Here is a 13,648-nt window from a genome sequence, read left to right as displayed (position 1 = left end):
CGTCATGGTCGGGTTTGTCCCGACCATCCACGTCTTCCCTTCCTTCACGCCGCAAGGCGTGGATGCTCGGCACAAGGCCGAGCATGACGGGGAAGGCTGATACGTACGCCGCCGCATGATCTCGGCCATCGCCCATCTTGCCCGCTCGGCGCGGGTCGGTTTCGTGCTGGCCCGCGAGGGCGCGCTCGCTCTGGTCGATCCGTCCGTGCTGCCGCCGGCAGCGCGCGGGCTGATCGGTCTCGGCCGGCTGATCGAGCGCAAGGGCGCCGGCTCCTCGGCGACGCGGCTCGCCGCGGCGCTGACCCGGCTTGGCCCGTCCTATGTGAAGTTCGGCCAGTTCCTGGCGACGCGCCCCGACGTCGTCGGCATGAAGATCGCCGAGGACCTCTCGGCCCTGCAGGACCGGATGGCGCCTTTCCCGATGGCGCAGGCACGCGCCGCGATCGAGGCGGCCCATAACAAGCCGGTCGAGGCGATCTTCGCCGAATTCGGCGAGCCGGTCGCGGCAGCTTCGATCGCCCAGGTCCATCGCGCAAGGCTGCGCGACGGCTCCGAGGTCGCGGTCAAGATCCTCAGGCCCGGCATCCGCGACCGCTTCCATCGCGACCTCGCCGCCATGCGCTTCGGCGCGGAACTGGCCGAGCGGCGCTCGCCCGAGGCGCGGCGCCTGCGCTTCGTTGCCATCGTCGAGACCCTGGCCCGCTCCGTCACCATGGAAATGGATCTGCGGCTCGAGGCGGCGGCGCTCTCCGAATATGCCGAGAACACCAGGGAGGACACGGATTTCCGCGTGCCGGCGCCGGACTGGCAGCTCACGGCGCGCGAAATGCTGGTCGACGAATGGATCGACGGCATCCGGCTCTCCGATGTCGAGGCTCTGCGCGCCGCCGGCCACGACCTTCCGGCGCTCGGCCGCAACGTCATCCAGTCGTTCCTCAGGCACGCGATCCGCGACGGCTTCTTCCATGCCGACATGCATCCGGGGAACCTGTTCGTCGATGCGCAGGGCCGGCTCGTCGCCGTCGATGGCGGCATCATGGGCCGGCTCGGCCACAAGGAGCGGCGCTTCCTCGCCGAGATCCTGCTCGGCTTCATCACCCGCGACTACCGGCGCGTCGCCGAGGTGCATTTCGAGGCCGGCTATGTCCCTGGCCATCACGCGGTAGCCGATTTTGCCCAGGCGATCCGCGCCGTCGGCGAGCCGATCCACGACAAGCGCGCCGACGAGATCTCGATGGCGAAGGTGCTGACCCTGCTCTTCGAGATCACCGGCCTGTTCGACATGGCGACGCGCACCGAACTCGTCATGCTGCAGAAGACCATGGTGGTGGTCGAGGGCGTCGCCCGAACGCTCGATCCCCATCTCGACATGTGGACCACGGCCGAGCCGGTGGTGCGCGAATGGATCACCCGTAATCTCGGCCCGCTTGGCAGGATCGAGGATGTCGGGCGCGGCATGCATACGCTGGCCTCGAGCCTCGCCAATCTGCCGGAGACGGTCGGCCGGGCGGAGCGGGTGCTCGGCCAGCTCGAGGACGCCTCGCGCAGCGGCTTCTCGCTCGACGAGGCCAGCGTCCAGGCGATCGGCCGGGCCGAGGCTGCGCGCAATCGCTGGGGCAATTGGGCGCTCTGGCTGATCGCGGCGCTGCTCGCCTATGCGGTGTTGGTGTAGGGTCTTCTGCGCCTTGACGGAGCAATAACAGCGCCGGTGCCTCAGCTCACCGGCGCATATTTGACGGCGCAGCCATAGGCTTTGGTGGCGGGCTCCGAGACGCGCTTTCCGGCCTTCATCTCGGCTACCGCCTGGCGGACATAGCTCCTGGCGCCGGCGAGGCTGGAGGCGCTGGCCGAGGGCTTGTCGTCGATCGCCCCGGCATAGGCGAGAGTGCCCTTCGGATCGATGATGTACATGTGCGGCGTGGTCTGGGCGCCATAGGCGCGGGCCATGACGCTCTTGGGGTCGAGCAGGATGGTGGCGGGGGCCGCGTCGCGGCTCTTGGTCAGCTCCTTGGCCTTGGCGGCGTCGACATGGCCCTGCTCGCCGGCGGGCGAGGAGATCACCGACAGCCAGACGATGCCTTCCTTGGCCATATCCTTCTGCAGGGTCTGCATGGTCGCGCTGTTGTAGTGCTTCCGGACATAGGGGCAGTCATGGTTGGTCCATTCGAGGATCACCGTCTTGCCGGCATAGTCGGAGAGCTTTCGGGCCTTGCCGTCGACATCGACGATAGAGAAGGCGGGGGCTGTTGCGCCCGGCTTCGCTGCGCCCTGGGCGAGCGTCGCGCCCGAGGCCAGCGAGACTGCGGTGACGGCGAGGCCGGCGATGAAAGTCTGTCTGGTCAAGGCTTTCATGTCTGTCTCCATCATCTTCCCGATTGAAGGGCAGTCGTCCCGGATGGCCCTCACGGGTTCCTGGCTGTCTGAACCTCCCGGCCGGCGGCGCGCTCGGCGGCGCGGATCAGGATGTCGGTGGTGAGCAATTGCGGCAGGACCTCGGCCTGCCCCCCCTTGCTGCCGGGATAGACCAGATAGAGCGGCACGCCGGCGCGGCCGTGCTCGGCGAGCGCGGCGGCGATCGCCGCATTGCGATTGGTCCAGTCGGCCTTGAGATAGACGACGCCGAGCGCGGCGAAGGCGTCCTTGACGTCCTGTCGCGAGAGCGCGACGCGCTCATTGGCGAGGCAGGTGATGCACCAGGCCGCAGTGAAGTTGACGAAGACCGGCTTGCCTTGCGCCTGCAGTTCGGCGACGCGCTCCGGCGACCAGGCATCACTTGCGCCGGCGCTGGCCGGCGCCTGCTTCGGCGGCACGGCGCTTTCGATCACGAAGGCCGCAGTGGCGGTGACGAATAGGGCTGCGAGGCCGGCCGCAACGACGCGCAGGGCGGCCCCGCGGCGGCGCGTCACGCCGAGCAGCCAGACCGCGAACCCTGCGACCAGGATGGCGATCAGCGCGGCGAGCGCGCCGTTGGCCCCGGTCTGCATGGTCGCGACCCAGACCAGCCAGATCGAGGTCGCGAACATCGGGAAGGCGAAGCCCTGCTTCAGCACGACCATCCACGGCCCGGGCTTGGGCAGCAGCCGCTGCAGGCCGGGCGCGAAAGAGAGCGCCACCACCGGCAGGGCAAAACCGAGTGCGAGTGCAAGGAAGATCGAGAGCGCCGCGGTGGGCGGCTGCGTCAGGGCATAACCCATCGCCGCGCCCATGAAGGGCGCGGTGCAGGGTGTCGCCACCACGACCGCGAGGGCTCCGGTCATGAAGGCGCCGACCGGGCCGCCGCGGCTGGCGAGCCCGTCGCCCATCCCCTGGACCTTGCCGCCGATCTCGAAGGCGCCGAGAAGGTTGAAGCCGATCAGGCTCATCAGCACCGCGAGCAGGATGACCAGCGGCGGCGATTGCAGCTGGAAGCCCCAGCCGGCGCCGAGCGCGATCGCCAGCCCGGCCAGCACCATGAAGGTCCCGACCACGCCGGCGAGGAACAGCAGCCCGTGCACGCGCACCTCGGAGCGGCTCGCCTGGGCGGCCTGGGCGAAGCCGAGCGCCTTGATGAACAGCACCGGCAGCACGCAGGGCATCAGGTTGAGGATCAGCCCGCCGGCAAAGGCGAAGGCGAGCGCGACCCAGATCGTCAGATCCTCGGCCGGCGGCGCCGGCAGGGTCGGCAACGTGACCACAGGCGGTGGGGCAGGCGGGGCGCTGGCCTGTGCCAGCAGATCGGGCGCGACATCGGCGCTGAGCGCCAGGGCGCGCTTTGTTCCGCCCTGGCTGTAGGTGATGACGCCCTCGACGCTCGGCTCGGCGATCCGGAAGGCGCTGGAGCGCGACAGTGTCAGCGAGCCGCCTTCGGCCTGCTGAGCAGCGGCGTGCTCGATCAGCGTGTCGGAGAGCGGGAAATAGCGGAGCTCGCTGATCCCGGCCGGCAGTTCGGGGATGGCGAGCGTCATCTTGTCCGGCCCGTTCGCGGTCAGTTTCGCGCGGAACGGCGCCTCCTGCGGCAACCCCGCCAGCGTTCGCTCGATGCGCGCCTGCGCGGCGCTGTCGATGACCGGCTCGGCCGCGATCGGCAGATCGAGGCTCAGCACACCCTCTTCGGGAATGCAGATCTTCTCGCAGACCAGCCAGGTCGCCTTGGCGGTGATGGCGAAGCGCTCGCCCGGTTTCGCCTCGGCCGGCACGCTGATCTCGACCGGCAGCAGGACTGTCCCGTCGAAGCCGAAATTGACCAGCGGCTCGAAGGCGATCGCCTTAGGTGCAGGCCACTGGATCGGCCCGGCCGTCGCGCCTTCCGGCAATTGCCAGTCGATCTTGGTCGGCTCGCCGGAATCGCCGGGATTGCGCCAATAGGTGTGCCAGCCAGAGGTAATCTTCTGCGTCAGCGCGAGGTGGAACCGCTCGCCGGGCGCGACCGCATCGCGGCTCGACAGCAAGGTGGCGACGACGCGCGGCGAGGTCACGGCCGTCGACTCCGCCGCCCATGCGGTGGCCGGGGCTAGCAGGGCGAGGGCGAGCGCGGTGCGCTTGAGGAGTGAGAACCCGGTCCGGGCAGGCATATCGAGCGTAGACATGGCGGTTTTGATGCCCCCTTTCCCACGTGATTGCCAATGACAAGCCGGTGAGAGCGGCAGGAAGCCGCAGGCTCCCGGACTTGCGTCCGCCTTTCAGCCCGCCCCCAGCCGCTCCCCACGGTAGACGCCACTGCGGATTCGGTCCCACCAGTCGCGGTTCGCAAGATACCATGAGACGGTTTTCCTGAGCCCGCTCTCGAAGCTCTCCTGCGGGCGCCAGCCGAGCTCGCGATCGATCTTGGTGGCGTCTATCGCATAGCGGTGATCATGCCCCGGCCGGTCGGCGACGAAGGCGATCAGCCCCCTGCGCGGTCCTATGCCGGCATCGGGCGCAAGCTCGTCCATCAGCCCGCAGATCGCCTCGACCACCTGGAGATTGCTGCGTTCGGCCGAGCCGCCGACATTGTAGCCTTCGCCGATCTTGCCCTTCTCCGCGATCAGCGCGAGCGCTCTCGCATGGTCCTCGACATGCAGCCAGTCGCGGACATTGGCACCGCTGCCATAGACCGGCAGCGCCTTGCCCTCGAGCGCGTTGAGGATCATCAGCGGGATCAGCTTCTCGGGGAAGTGATAGGGCCCATAATTGTTCGAGCAGTTGGAGAGCACGACCGGCAGCCCATAGGTATGGTGCCAGGCGCGCGCCAGATGGTCGGAAGCCGCCTTCGAGGCCGAATAGGGCGAGTTCGGCTGATAGGGCGAGCTTTCCGTGAACAACCCCTCCGCGCCGAGCGAGCCGAAGACCTCGTCGGTCGAGATCTGGTGGAAGCGGAAGCCGGCCTGCGCCGCCGCCGGCAGCGAGCGATAATGCCGCAGCGCCTCCTGAAGCAGCACGAAGGAGCCGACGATATTAGTCTCGATGAAGGCGGCCGGTCCGTCGATCGAACGGTCGACATGGCTCTCGGCGGCAAGATGCATGACGATGTCGGGCGCGAATTCGGCGAAGGCGCGCCGCATCGCCGCCTGGTCGCCGATATCGGCCTGCAGGAAGGAGAGCCGCGGATCGTCCGCGACGGGCTTCAGATTGTCGCGATTGCCGGCATAGGTCAGCTTGTCGACGACCAGCACCTGATGCTGGGTCTGCCCGATCAGATGGCGCACGACCGCCGAGCCGATGAAGCCGGCCCCGCCGGTGACCAGATAGCGCTTCACCGGGCGGCCTCGTAGCTGAACGGGCTGTCGAAGCCGGCAAGGCCCGGCAGCACGGCATCCTTGCCCGAGAGCTGCGCTTCGTCGGGCGCGATCGGCCAGTCGATGGCGAGCGCCGGATCGTTCCAGGCGAGGCCGTCCTCGCATTCCGGCGCATAGGGGCCGTCGACCTTGTAGGCGACCTCGGTCGCGGGCTCGAGCGTGCAGAAGCCATGGGCGAAGCCATGCGGCACGAAGAGCTGCTCGCCGCCTTCGGCGGTCAGCGTCGCCGCGCACCATTTGCCAAAGCTCGGCGAACCCCGGCGCAGATCGACCGCGACGTCGAAGATCGCCCCCTTCAGCACCCGCACCAGCTTGGCCTGCGGCACCGGCGGCGCCTGGAAATGCAGGCCGCGTACCACGCCGCGTGCCGCCGAGAGCGACTGGTTGTCCTGCACGAAGACGGTGTCTATCCCCGCCGTCGCGAAGGCCGCAGTGCTGTAGGTTTCCATGAAATAGCCGCGCGCATCGCCGAATTTCTTCGGACGGACCAGCACGACCGCCGGGATGGCGAGGGGCTCGAAGGCGAATTTGCTCATGCTGCCGTTCAGCCCCGGCGCGTCGCCGCTGTCAACGCCCGCTTGCGATCCGCCCGCCGCTCATCGGCTCCGGCACGCCCGTGGTGAGCGGGAAGCTGATCGGCAGGCCGGCCTTGGCCCGCATCGCCAGAAAGGCAAAAAGCTCGGCCTCGATCGCATCGCCGCGCCAGCCCACCGCCTCTGCGGGGATCGCCTGCGCGCCGCTGCGGGCATTCAGGGCGGCCATGATCGCCGGATTGCGCCGTCCGCCGCCACAGACGATCAGCCGCTCCGGCCGGATCGGCAGCAGGTCGAGCCCGCGCCCGACGGCTCCGGCGGTGAAGGCGGTCAGCGTCGCCGCGCCATCCGCGAAGGAGAGGCCCTCGGCCATCGCCGCGGTGAAATCATGGCGGTCGAGCGATTTCGGATAGGGCGCGAACAGATAGGGGTGCGCGAGCAGCCGCGCGAGCCTCGGCTCGTCGACCTCGCCGGCCAGCGCGAAGGCGCCGTCGCGGTCCATCTCGCCCTTGCCGTGCCTGGCGATCCAGTCGTTCAGCGGCGCATTGCCGGGCCCGGTGTCGAAGGCGACGATCCGTCCATCGCCGTCGATGGCGCTGAGATTGCCGACGCCGCCGAGATTGAGCACGGCCGTCTCGCTGCCCGCACCGAGGCCGCGCAACAGGGCCGCGTGATAGCTCGCCGCCAGGGGCGCGCCCTGGCCGCCGGCCCGGACATCGGCGCTGCGCAGGTCGTAGACCACGTCGATGCCGAGACGCTGCGCCATCAGCGCGCCGTCGCCGAGCTGGCGCGTATCGCCCTTGCGCTGCGATGTCGGGGCGCGGTGCAGCACGGTCTGGCCGTGGAAGCCGATCGTGCAAACCTCCGAGGCCGCAATCCCCTCGGCCGCCAGGAATTCGGCGACGGCATCGGCCTGCGCCAGGGTCAGGGCGCGCGTCGCCTCGGCGAAGATCGCAGGTTCGGGCCCTTCGAAACGCCAGGCAAGTGCCGCCTCTACGGCCTGGGCCAGCAATTCGCGCACGCTGGCGGCATAGGGCGCGAGCCGCCACGGGCCGAATTCCGTGATCGTCTCGCCATCGCTGCGGATCGCGGCGATGTCGATATTGCCGTCGAGAACCGTGCCGGTCATCAACCCGATCGCCCAGGGCGGTTGCATCCGGCAATCTCCTGCGAATCTGTTCGGCGCGATGGTTCGCATAAGCGGCGGGTCGGCGCCAGCAGCAGGTTGTTCTGCCGCGATTCCTTCGCAATCCTGACCCAATCGGCGCATTAGTTGGTCAGGACGCCCGCCGGAGGCCATCCATGCTCACACGCCGTCTTGCCCTCGCCGCTTGCTTCGGCCTCGCTGTCGTGCCCGGCGCCTTCGCGCAGCCGCTGGGGGCTCCCGCGCCGATCGTGCCCGGCGGGCCGCCTCCGCCCTGCCCGGGCCCGGCGGGGCCGCTCCGATGCCGCCGGGCGGCATCGCGCCGCGACCGCCCCGGCCGCCGCGCCTCGAAATCGAGGAGGAGGAGGGGATCAGCGAGCGCCAGGCGGTACGGATCGCCCGGCGCCGAGGCATGGTCGAGGTCGAGCGCGTGCGCCGCGGGCGCGATGTCTGGATCGTCACCGGTACGGACGGCTATGGCGACGACATGCGCATCGTCATCGGCGACGATGGCGAGGTCCTCGACATCCGCCGCGACTAGAGCTCCGCCGAAAAGGGGAAGCGGCACTCCGGGTCAGACCGATGCGATAGGACGCTCGGGGCTTTCGGAGCTGAGCCGGTCGGGGCAGGGCGGCCTGAACGGAGCATCTGTGCCCCGGAGGCCATCGGCCCGAGCGTCTTCAGCCGACCATCAAAGCGGCGTCGAAAGCATCCTGCAGCATCTGCTGGCACTGCCTCGCCTGCTCGCGCGCCCCTTCGTGCAGGATGTGCGGCGCGATGTCCCTGAGGTCGCGCAGGGCGAAATCGATCGCCGACAACAGGTCGAGCGCATCGCCATCGCTTTCGGCGACGACCGGCTTCAACGGACGAAACTGCAGGACCTGACCCATAACGCTCTCACGAACTGTAGCGAATCGCTCGCCACAGTCTCGTCCGGCATGGGTCATGAACTGGTTAACGCGGCGCTCGGCGCCAGTTAACGCGCGTTCCGTGCCTCAGTTCTTCTGCACGTTCCAGAACAGCATCACCGGTGCTGCCAGCACGCCGGAGACATTGCCGCGCCTGGCATAAGGTTGGTCGAACTGGCCGAGCACCCGATAGGGCTGCATCTCGGCGAGCCTTTTGTGCAGCGCCTCGACCGCTGCCTTGCGAGCGGTATCGTCGGGCGCGTCGACCACGGCGCCGCGCAGCGTCTCGGCCTCCGCATCGCAAGGCCAGCCGGCCCAGGCCTTCTCGCAACCCATGTTGGTGCCGATATTGGTCATCGGCGACTGCATGGTCGCGCCCGAGGCGTAGGTCACGAACAGGTTCCAGCCGCCCTGATCCGGCGGGCTCTTGTTCTGCTGGCGGGTGGTGACGGTGCCCCAGTCCGAGAACTGCACCTCGACATTGACCCCCGCTTTCTTCAGCTGGGACGCCGCGACCTCGGCCATCCGGCCGATGGCGGCGATGTCGTTGCTGGTGGTCAGCACCAGCTTCTCGCCCTTGTAGCCGGCCTCGGCCAGAAGCTGCTTCGCCTTGTCGAGGTCGGGCTTGGCGTAGCCTTCCGTGCCGGCCTGCGTGCCGTTGGGGCCACCGCAGATGAAATAGGCGTTGCAGCGCTTCCACCATTCCTCGTCGCCGAAGCCGCCGGCCAGGAACTCGGCCTGGTCGGTGGCGTAGGCGAGGGCGAGGCGCGCCTTCGGATTGTCGAAGGGCGGGTGCAGGCTGTTCGGGCGCAGCATCACCTGGTTGGCGAGGTTGGAATAGCGCTCGACCTTGACGTCCTTCGCGCCGGAGACGACCGGGATCAGATCCTGGCTCGGCTGCTCCCAGATGTCGATCTCGCCGGTCTGCAGGGCAGCCGCAGCCGTCGCCGCGTCCGGCATGATCACCCATTCGACCCGGTCGACCTTGACGACCCGCCCGCCGGCGAGCCCGTCGGCCGGCTCGGAACGCGGCACATAATCGGGGTTCTTATCGTAGACGACCTTGGCGCCGCTGCGCCATTCGGCGCGGTTGAACTTGAACGGGCCGGAGCCGATCGTCTCGGTCACCGGCTTCATCGGGTCGGTCGCGGCATCGGCCTCGCGCATGATCACCGGGATCTGGCCGACCGCCGAGCCGAGCGCGAAGGGCACCAGCGCCATCGGCTTCTTCAGCTTGAGCACGAAGGTCTTGTCGTCCTTCGCCTCCATGCCTTCGGTGTATTCGCCGAGCTTGCCGCCGATCGTGTCGCGCTTCATCCAGCGGCTCAGCGAGGCGATGACGTCGCGCGTCGTCACCGGCTGGCCGTCATGGAATTTCAGGCCGGGCCGCAGCGTGAAGGTCCAGGACAAGCCGTCCGGCGCGGTCGAGAAGCTCTCGACCATCTGCGGTTTCGGCTGGAGGCTGGCGTCCCAGGCGAACAGGGTCTCGTAGATCATCAGCCCATGCATGCGGGTGATCACGATCGAGGCGGCGACGGGGTCGAGCGTCTTGAGATCGGCATGCGGCGCGACGCGCAGCACGTTCTTCGGCGCCGGCTGGGCCAGGGCCGGCGCAGCCAGTAGCAGCGCGGCCGTGCCGATCATGGCGGCGAAGCGGGAAGCGATCATGGCGTGGCTCCGTCAATGAGGCGGTCGAAATGCAAGATGCGCGAACGGTGGCCGGCGAGGCGCAAGCTTCCGTCCGGCTGCAGCCAGAAGCAAGACCGGTGCCGCCAGGGGCCGTGCGCGAGGTCGGCGAGCGCCCGCCCGCCGGGCAACGGCGTCAGCACTGTCTCGATGCCGGAATTCGCCCAGGGCAGGCGGGCGCTGCCATCGCCGCGGATCAGGATCTCGGTACCGAGATTCTTGTCGCGCCAACGCCCAGGGAGACGCGGATCGAGCGGGATGGCGTCGGGCACGCGGCTGAGCCGGCGCGGCACGCCGCCGATCAGACCTTCGACCGTATCGCCGTCGCTGCGCTTCAGCCTGATGTCGAGATAGGCCGGCAGGCTGCGCATTCCGCCGGAGCCGTCGGAAACGAGCTTCTCATAACCACCCATGAAGCTGATCGCACCCGCGCCGAACTCAGCCCAGAACGGCCCCTCCTCCGCCGCGAACAGCCCGTTCGGCATCTGCTCAGCCGGTTCCGGCAGGGACTGCCCGAGCAGGGCGGCCAGCACGCGCAGCGTCGGCCACAGCGCCTCCTCCTCGCGATTGCCGAGCAGGACGACGCCGACCCCTTGTTCGGGGGCCATCAGGACATGGTTGCGATAGCCCGGCAGCGAGCCGCCATGACCGAGGAGGGCGACCTTGCCGATCGAGCTCGCGACGAGGCCGAGCCGGTAGAGGCTGGCGCTGCCATCGGCGAAGGCGCGCGGCGCCGCCAGCTGATCGAGCAGGCCGGCGAAGGGTTCGCGGCCGGCGAGCAGCGCCGAAGCCCAGCGCGCCAGCGCGGCGGCGCTGCCCGCCATGCCGCCCGAGGCCGAGAAGTTGAAGCCGTAGCGCCCGCGCCGCCAGGCATCGCCTTCGCGCCAATAGCCGGTCGCCAGCCCGTCGACGACCTCGCACTCGTCGCGAACGAAGCGGATGGGCAGGCCGAGCGGCGCCATCAAGTCCTCGACCAGCCGGGCATAGCTTTCGCCGCTGTGCTGCTCGAGCACCGCCTGGGCGAGGCGCCAGCCGGTGTTGGAATAGGCCATCTCGGTGCCGGGCTCGGCGTTGAGCGCCGGAAAGGCCCGAGCCCGCGCCAGGATCTCGTCAGAGCCGAGGCTGGCGGTGAATGGAACGCCCTGTTGCCAGAAGGCTTCCATCGTGTCGGGCAGGGCGCCGGTCATGTCGAGCGCCCGTGCCAGCGGCACGGCGGCGAGCGCCGGCGGCGTCCCAGTCAGCAGCCTGCCGAGTGGCTCCTCCAACGGCACGCCGGCGCGCAGCAGCAATGCGGCGCAGATATGCTTGCTGATCGAGGCGAGCCGGTTCGGCGTATCCGGCGTGAAGGGCAAACGGTGCTCGATTGCGGCGAAGCCGCCGCTCGCGACCTCGCGGATGCCGTCGCGGTCGAACAGCACGATGGCGCCGCCCGGCCCGCCTTCGCGCGTCCAGGCTTCGGCGATGGTCGTCGCCTCGCTGCGCGCGCCGCTCCAGTCGAGCATCCCGTTCCTCCTGCCGGCTCCGTAGCGAAGCCCGCTCGGATTTTCAGCGTAACGACAGCCCGGACGCAATCGCGCAGTCATGCGTCAGCGGCAGGGCCAGACGATTTCATTGGGTCGTGGCGCTTCGCGTCTGACATCTTTGTATGCAAGAATGCAGTGTTGCTCCCAGCGGCGGCTAGGCCGCGCCGGTCGTGCAGCGCAAGAACAAGAGGCGGCGCTTGCCGCAAGGGATCGGAGACATCGGGATGAGCGAAGCGGTCGGTTGCATCGGGCTGGGATTGATGGGGGCGGGCTTCTGCAAGCGTCTCCTCGCGAGCGGCCGGAAGGTCGTGGGCTTTGATCTCGACCCGGCAAGGCGCAGCGAGGCGCAGGCACTGGGCGTGGAGATCGTCGCCTCGCCGGCCGAGGTCGCGCGTCGGACCCGGCTGATCGGCATCGCCGTCACCACGACCAAGGCCGTCGATGCGGTGGTTTCGGGCGCCGATGGCGTGCTCGGCGCCGCTTCGGCGGGCACGATCGTCATCGATTTCTCGACCACCGAGATCGCCGTCACCAAGAAGCTCGCCGCCGCGCTGGCGGCGAAGGGCATCGCCTTCATCGATGCGCCGGTCTCCGGCGGGCCGCCGGCAGCGGAGGCGGGCACGCTCGCCATCATGGCCGGTGGAACCAAAGAGGCCATCGAGGCGGCGCGCCCGCTGGCCGAGTGCTTCGGGCTCTTCACCCATATGGGCGATGTCGGTGCCGGCCAGGCGACCAAACTGGTCAATCAGGCGCTGTGCCTGACCAATTACTGCATCGTCGCCGAGGGCTTGCGCCTCGCCGAGGCCTATGGCGTCGACGCCAGCCGGATCCCGGCCGCCCTGGCGCCCGGTCTCGGCAATTCGGCGGTGCTGCAGGTGATGATGCCGCGCATGATCGCCCAGGATTTCGCGCCGCGCGGCTATGCCCGCCAGGTGCTCAAGGATCTGGAAATGCTGACCGAGGCCGGCCGCGAGCAGCATCTCGCCATGCCGATGGTGGCGCAGGCGACGACGCTCTTCCGCATGCTGATCGGCCAGGGGCATAGCGAGCTCGACGGCATCGCCGTGGTCAAGGTCCTGCCGGAGGTGGCACCGCCGGCTGCCTGAAGCGCGTCTCAGTCGACGGAGCCGCGATCTGCTTCCGCCGACTGCACGACGGCCAGCCCATTGGCGAAATGCTGGCGCATCAGGGCGGCGAGGCGCTCGCCATCGCGGGCGCCCAGCGCCGCGAACATCGCGTCGTGCTCGCGCATGGCGGCGTGCCAACGCCCGCCCTGGAGGTTGGGCAGATATTTCGCGCGCTCGACCCGCGGCGCCATCCGCTCCCAGATGTCGAGCAGGACGGGATTGCGTGCCGCCTCGATGATCGCCCGGTGGATCTGCTGGTTCAGCGCGAAATATTCGGGCAGCTCGCTGCGCGCATGATGCCGTCCCATCTGCGCGTGCAGCAGGCCGATCCCGGCGATTTCCTCATCGGTGAGCGCCCTGCAGGCGAGGCGCGCGGCGAGCGCCTCCAGCGTCGAGACGACGTCGAACAGCGCGGTGATGTCGTCGAGGCTCAAGGCCGCGACCTCGGCCCCGCGATTCTGCGAGAGCGCGACCAGGCCCTGCGCCGCCAGTGTCCGCAACGCCTCGCGCAGGGGCGTGCGGGATACGCCGAGCCGGTCGCAGAGCTCCTGCTCGCGCAGCTTCTGCCCGGGCGGCAGCGCGCCGCTGACGATCATCCGGCGCAAGGCCTCTACGGTTGCGACATGAAGCCGGCCCTTGCGGCGCGGGGCCTCGCCCGCCCCTTCCGCGCCTTCGGTGACCGTGACGCTCATCTGCGCGCTCCTCCGGCGGAACGGATGTCGATCGCCGCTCCTGCGTGACGCTTGGTCAGGTTTGTATGCAAAATCACCGGGCTCAACAAGGACCGCGCAAAGCGACGTAGGGGAGAGAAGCGTCCGGGCCGCCATGCCGCAGCAGATCCGCCATCGCACGCCGTCGCTTCGCGCCACATTGGGCCATGCGCCCGCTCGCGCGCCGGTCCCGGCCGCCAGCGGCGGAGATCTCTGCCGGAACGACGACCGGATATCGCGACAATCATAACGGCAAAAGCCAGG

The 13,648-nt window shown here is 69.1% G+C and carries 12 protein-coding genes; 3 read left to right on the top strand and 9 right to left on the bottom strand.

Annotated elements, in window-relative coordinates; all coding sequences use genetic code 11:
• Positions 1-115: 115 nt before the first annotated feature.
• Positions 116-1,672: a 2-polyprenylphenol 6-hydroxylase gene (ubiB, locus tag ACWGRX_RS09860; RefSeq protein WP_291635712.1), complete on the top strand. Its 1,557-nt coding sequence runs from the start codon at positions 116-118 to the stop codon at positions 1,670-1,672.
• A gap of 41 nt (positions 1,673-1,713) precedes the next feature.
• Here ubiB and ACWGRX_RS09855 read toward each other — a convergent pair whose 3' ends face one another.
• From ACWGRX_RS09855 to ACWGRX_RS09835, 5 genes are all read right to left on the bottom strand, one after another.
• Entirely contained in the window at positions 1,714-2,352 is a 639-nt protein-coding gene (locus ACWGRX_RS09855) for a redoxin domain-containing protein (protein WP_452117407.1), read from the bottom strand.
• A gap of 50 nt (positions 2,353-2,402) precedes the next feature.
• A complete protein-coding gene (locus ACWGRX_RS09850; protein WP_452117406.1) occupies positions 2,403-4,565 on the bottom strand; it encodes a protein-disulfide reductase DsbD family protein in 2,163 nt (720 codons plus the stop codon).
• A gap of 93 nt (positions 4,566-4,658) precedes the next feature.
• Positions 4,659-5,714: a dTDP-glucose 4,6-dehydratase gene (gene rfbB, locus ACWGRX_RS09845; protein WP_452117405.1), complete on the bottom strand. Its 1,056-nt coding sequence runs from the start codon at positions 5,712-5,714 to the stop codon at positions 4,659-4,661.
• Complete coding sequence (gene rfbC, locus ACWGRX_RS09840; RefSeq protein ID WP_452117404.1) at positions 5,711-6,289, bottom strand: dTDP-4-dehydrorhamnose 3,5-epimerase; 579 nt, start codon at positions 6,287-6,289, stop codon at positions 5,711-5,713. Before rfbC ends, rfbB begins: the two co-directional genes overlap by 4 nt.
• A 31-nt stretch (positions 6,290-6,320) precedes the next feature.
• A complete protein-coding gene (locus ACWGRX_RS09835; protein ID WP_452117403.1) occupies positions 6,321-7,442 on the bottom strand; it encodes an anhydro-N-acetylmuramic acid kinase in 1,122 nt (373 codons plus the stop codon).
• 289 nt (positions 7,443-7,731) lie between these two features.
• Between ACWGRX_RS09835 and ACWGRX_RS09830 the strand changes: the two genes are divergently transcribed.
• Positions 7,732-7,971: a hypothetical protein gene (locus tag ACWGRX_RS09830; protein WP_452117402.1), complete on the top strand. Its 240-nt coding sequence runs from the start codon at positions 7,732-7,734 to the stop codon at positions 7,969-7,971.
• A 139-nt stretch (positions 7,972-8,110) separates the two neighbouring features.
• On the opposite strand, the gene ACWGRX_RS09825 is transcribed toward ACWGRX_RS09830, so the two are convergent.
• The 3 genes from ACWGRX_RS09825 to ACWGRX_RS09815 form a co-directional block, all read right to left on the bottom strand.
• Positions 8,111-8,320, bottom strand: a complete 210-nt coding sequence (locus ACWGRX_RS09825) for a hypothetical protein (RefSeq protein ID WP_291635697.1) — start codon at positions 8,318-8,320, stop codon at positions 8,111-8,113.
• Between the two features lie 105 nt (positions 8,321-8,425).
• Positions 8,426-10,006 carry an ABC transporter substrate-binding protein gene (locus ACWGRX_RS09820; RefSeq protein WP_452117401.1) on the bottom strand — a complete coding sequence of 527 codons (1,581 nt, stop codon included), beginning with the start codon at positions 10,004-10,006 and terminating at the stop codon, positions 8,426-8,428.
• Complete coding sequence (locus tag ACWGRX_RS09815) at positions 10,003-11,526, bottom strand: serine hydrolase domain-containing protein (protein WP_452117400.1); 1,524 nt, start codon at positions 11,524-11,526, stop codon at positions 10,003-10,005. The genes ACWGRX_RS09820 and ACWGRX_RS09815 overlap by 4 nt, the downstream gene beginning before the upstream one ends.
• Positions 11,527-11,771: 245 nt before the next feature.
• Between ACWGRX_RS09815 and ACWGRX_RS09810 the strand changes: the two genes are divergently transcribed.
• The gene (locus ACWGRX_RS09810) at positions 11,772-12,653 is read left to right on the top strand and encodes an NAD(P)-dependent oxidoreductase (RefSeq protein ID WP_452117399.1); all 882 of its coding nucleotides are present in this window, start codon (positions 11,772-11,774) and stop codon (positions 12,651-12,653) included.
• Between the two features lie 8 nt (positions 12,654-12,661).
• Here the strand turns inward: ACWGRX_RS09810 and ACWGRX_RS09805 are convergent, their stop codons facing one another.
• On the bottom strand, positions 12,662-13,366 hold the full coding sequence (locus tag ACWGRX_RS09805; RefSeq protein WP_452117398.1) for a GntR family transcriptional regulator: 705 nt from the start codon (positions 13,364-13,366) through the stop codon (positions 12,662-12,664).
• Positions 13,367-13,648: the final 282 nt, after the last annotated feature.

This window comes from Allobosea sp. NPDC055594 (genome assembly GCF_053618995.1).
This window is presented reverse-complemented; position numbering and strand designations above follow the sequence as displayed.

Bases quoted from the DNA above. Each gene is read 5' to 3' on its own strand.
- ubiB (WP_291635712.1), top strand. From the start codon at position 116: ATGATCTCGGCCATCGCCCATCTTGCCCGCTCGGCGCGGGTCGGTTTC.
- ACWGRX_RS09855 (WP_452117407.1), bottom strand. From the start codon at position 2,352: ATGAAAGCCTTGACCAGACAGACTTTCATCGCCGGCCTCGCCGTCACC.
- ACWGRX_RS09850 (WP_452117406.1), bottom strand. From the start codon at position 4,565: ATGTCTACGCTCGATATGCCTGCCCGGACCGGGTTCTCACTCCTCAAG.
- rfbC (WP_452117404.1), bottom strand. From the start codon at position 6,289: ATGAGCAAATTCGCCTTCGAGCCCCTCGCCATCCCGGCGGTCGTGCTG.
- ACWGRX_RS09835 (WP_452117403.1), bottom strand. From the start codon at position 7,442: ATGCAACCGCCCTGGGCGATCGGGTTGATGACCGGCACGGTTCTCGAC.
- ACWGRX_RS09830 (WP_452117402.1), top strand. From the start codon at position 7,732: ATGCCGCCGGGCGGCATCGCGCCGCGACCGCCCCGGCCGCCGCGCCTC.
- ACWGRX_RS09825 (WP_291635697.1), bottom strand. From the start codon at position 8,320: ATGGGTCAGGTCCTGCAGTTTCGTCCGTTGAAGCCGGTCGTCGCCGAA.
- ACWGRX_RS09820 (WP_452117401.1), bottom strand. From the start codon at position 10,006: ATGATCGCTTCCCGCTTCGCCGCCATGATCGGCACGGCCGCGCTGCTA.
- ACWGRX_RS09815 (WP_452117400.1), bottom strand. From the start codon at position 11,526: ATGCTCGACTGGAGCGGCGCGCGCAGCGAGGCGACGACCATCGCCGAA.
- ACWGRX_RS09810 (WP_452117399.1), top strand. From the start codon at position 11,772: ATGAGCGAAGCGGTCGGTTGCATCGGGCTGGGATTGATGGGGGCGGGC.
- ACWGRX_RS09805 (WP_452117398.1), bottom strand. From the start codon at position 13,366: ATGAGCGTCACGGTCACCGAAGGCGCGGAAGGGGCGGGCGAGGCCCCG.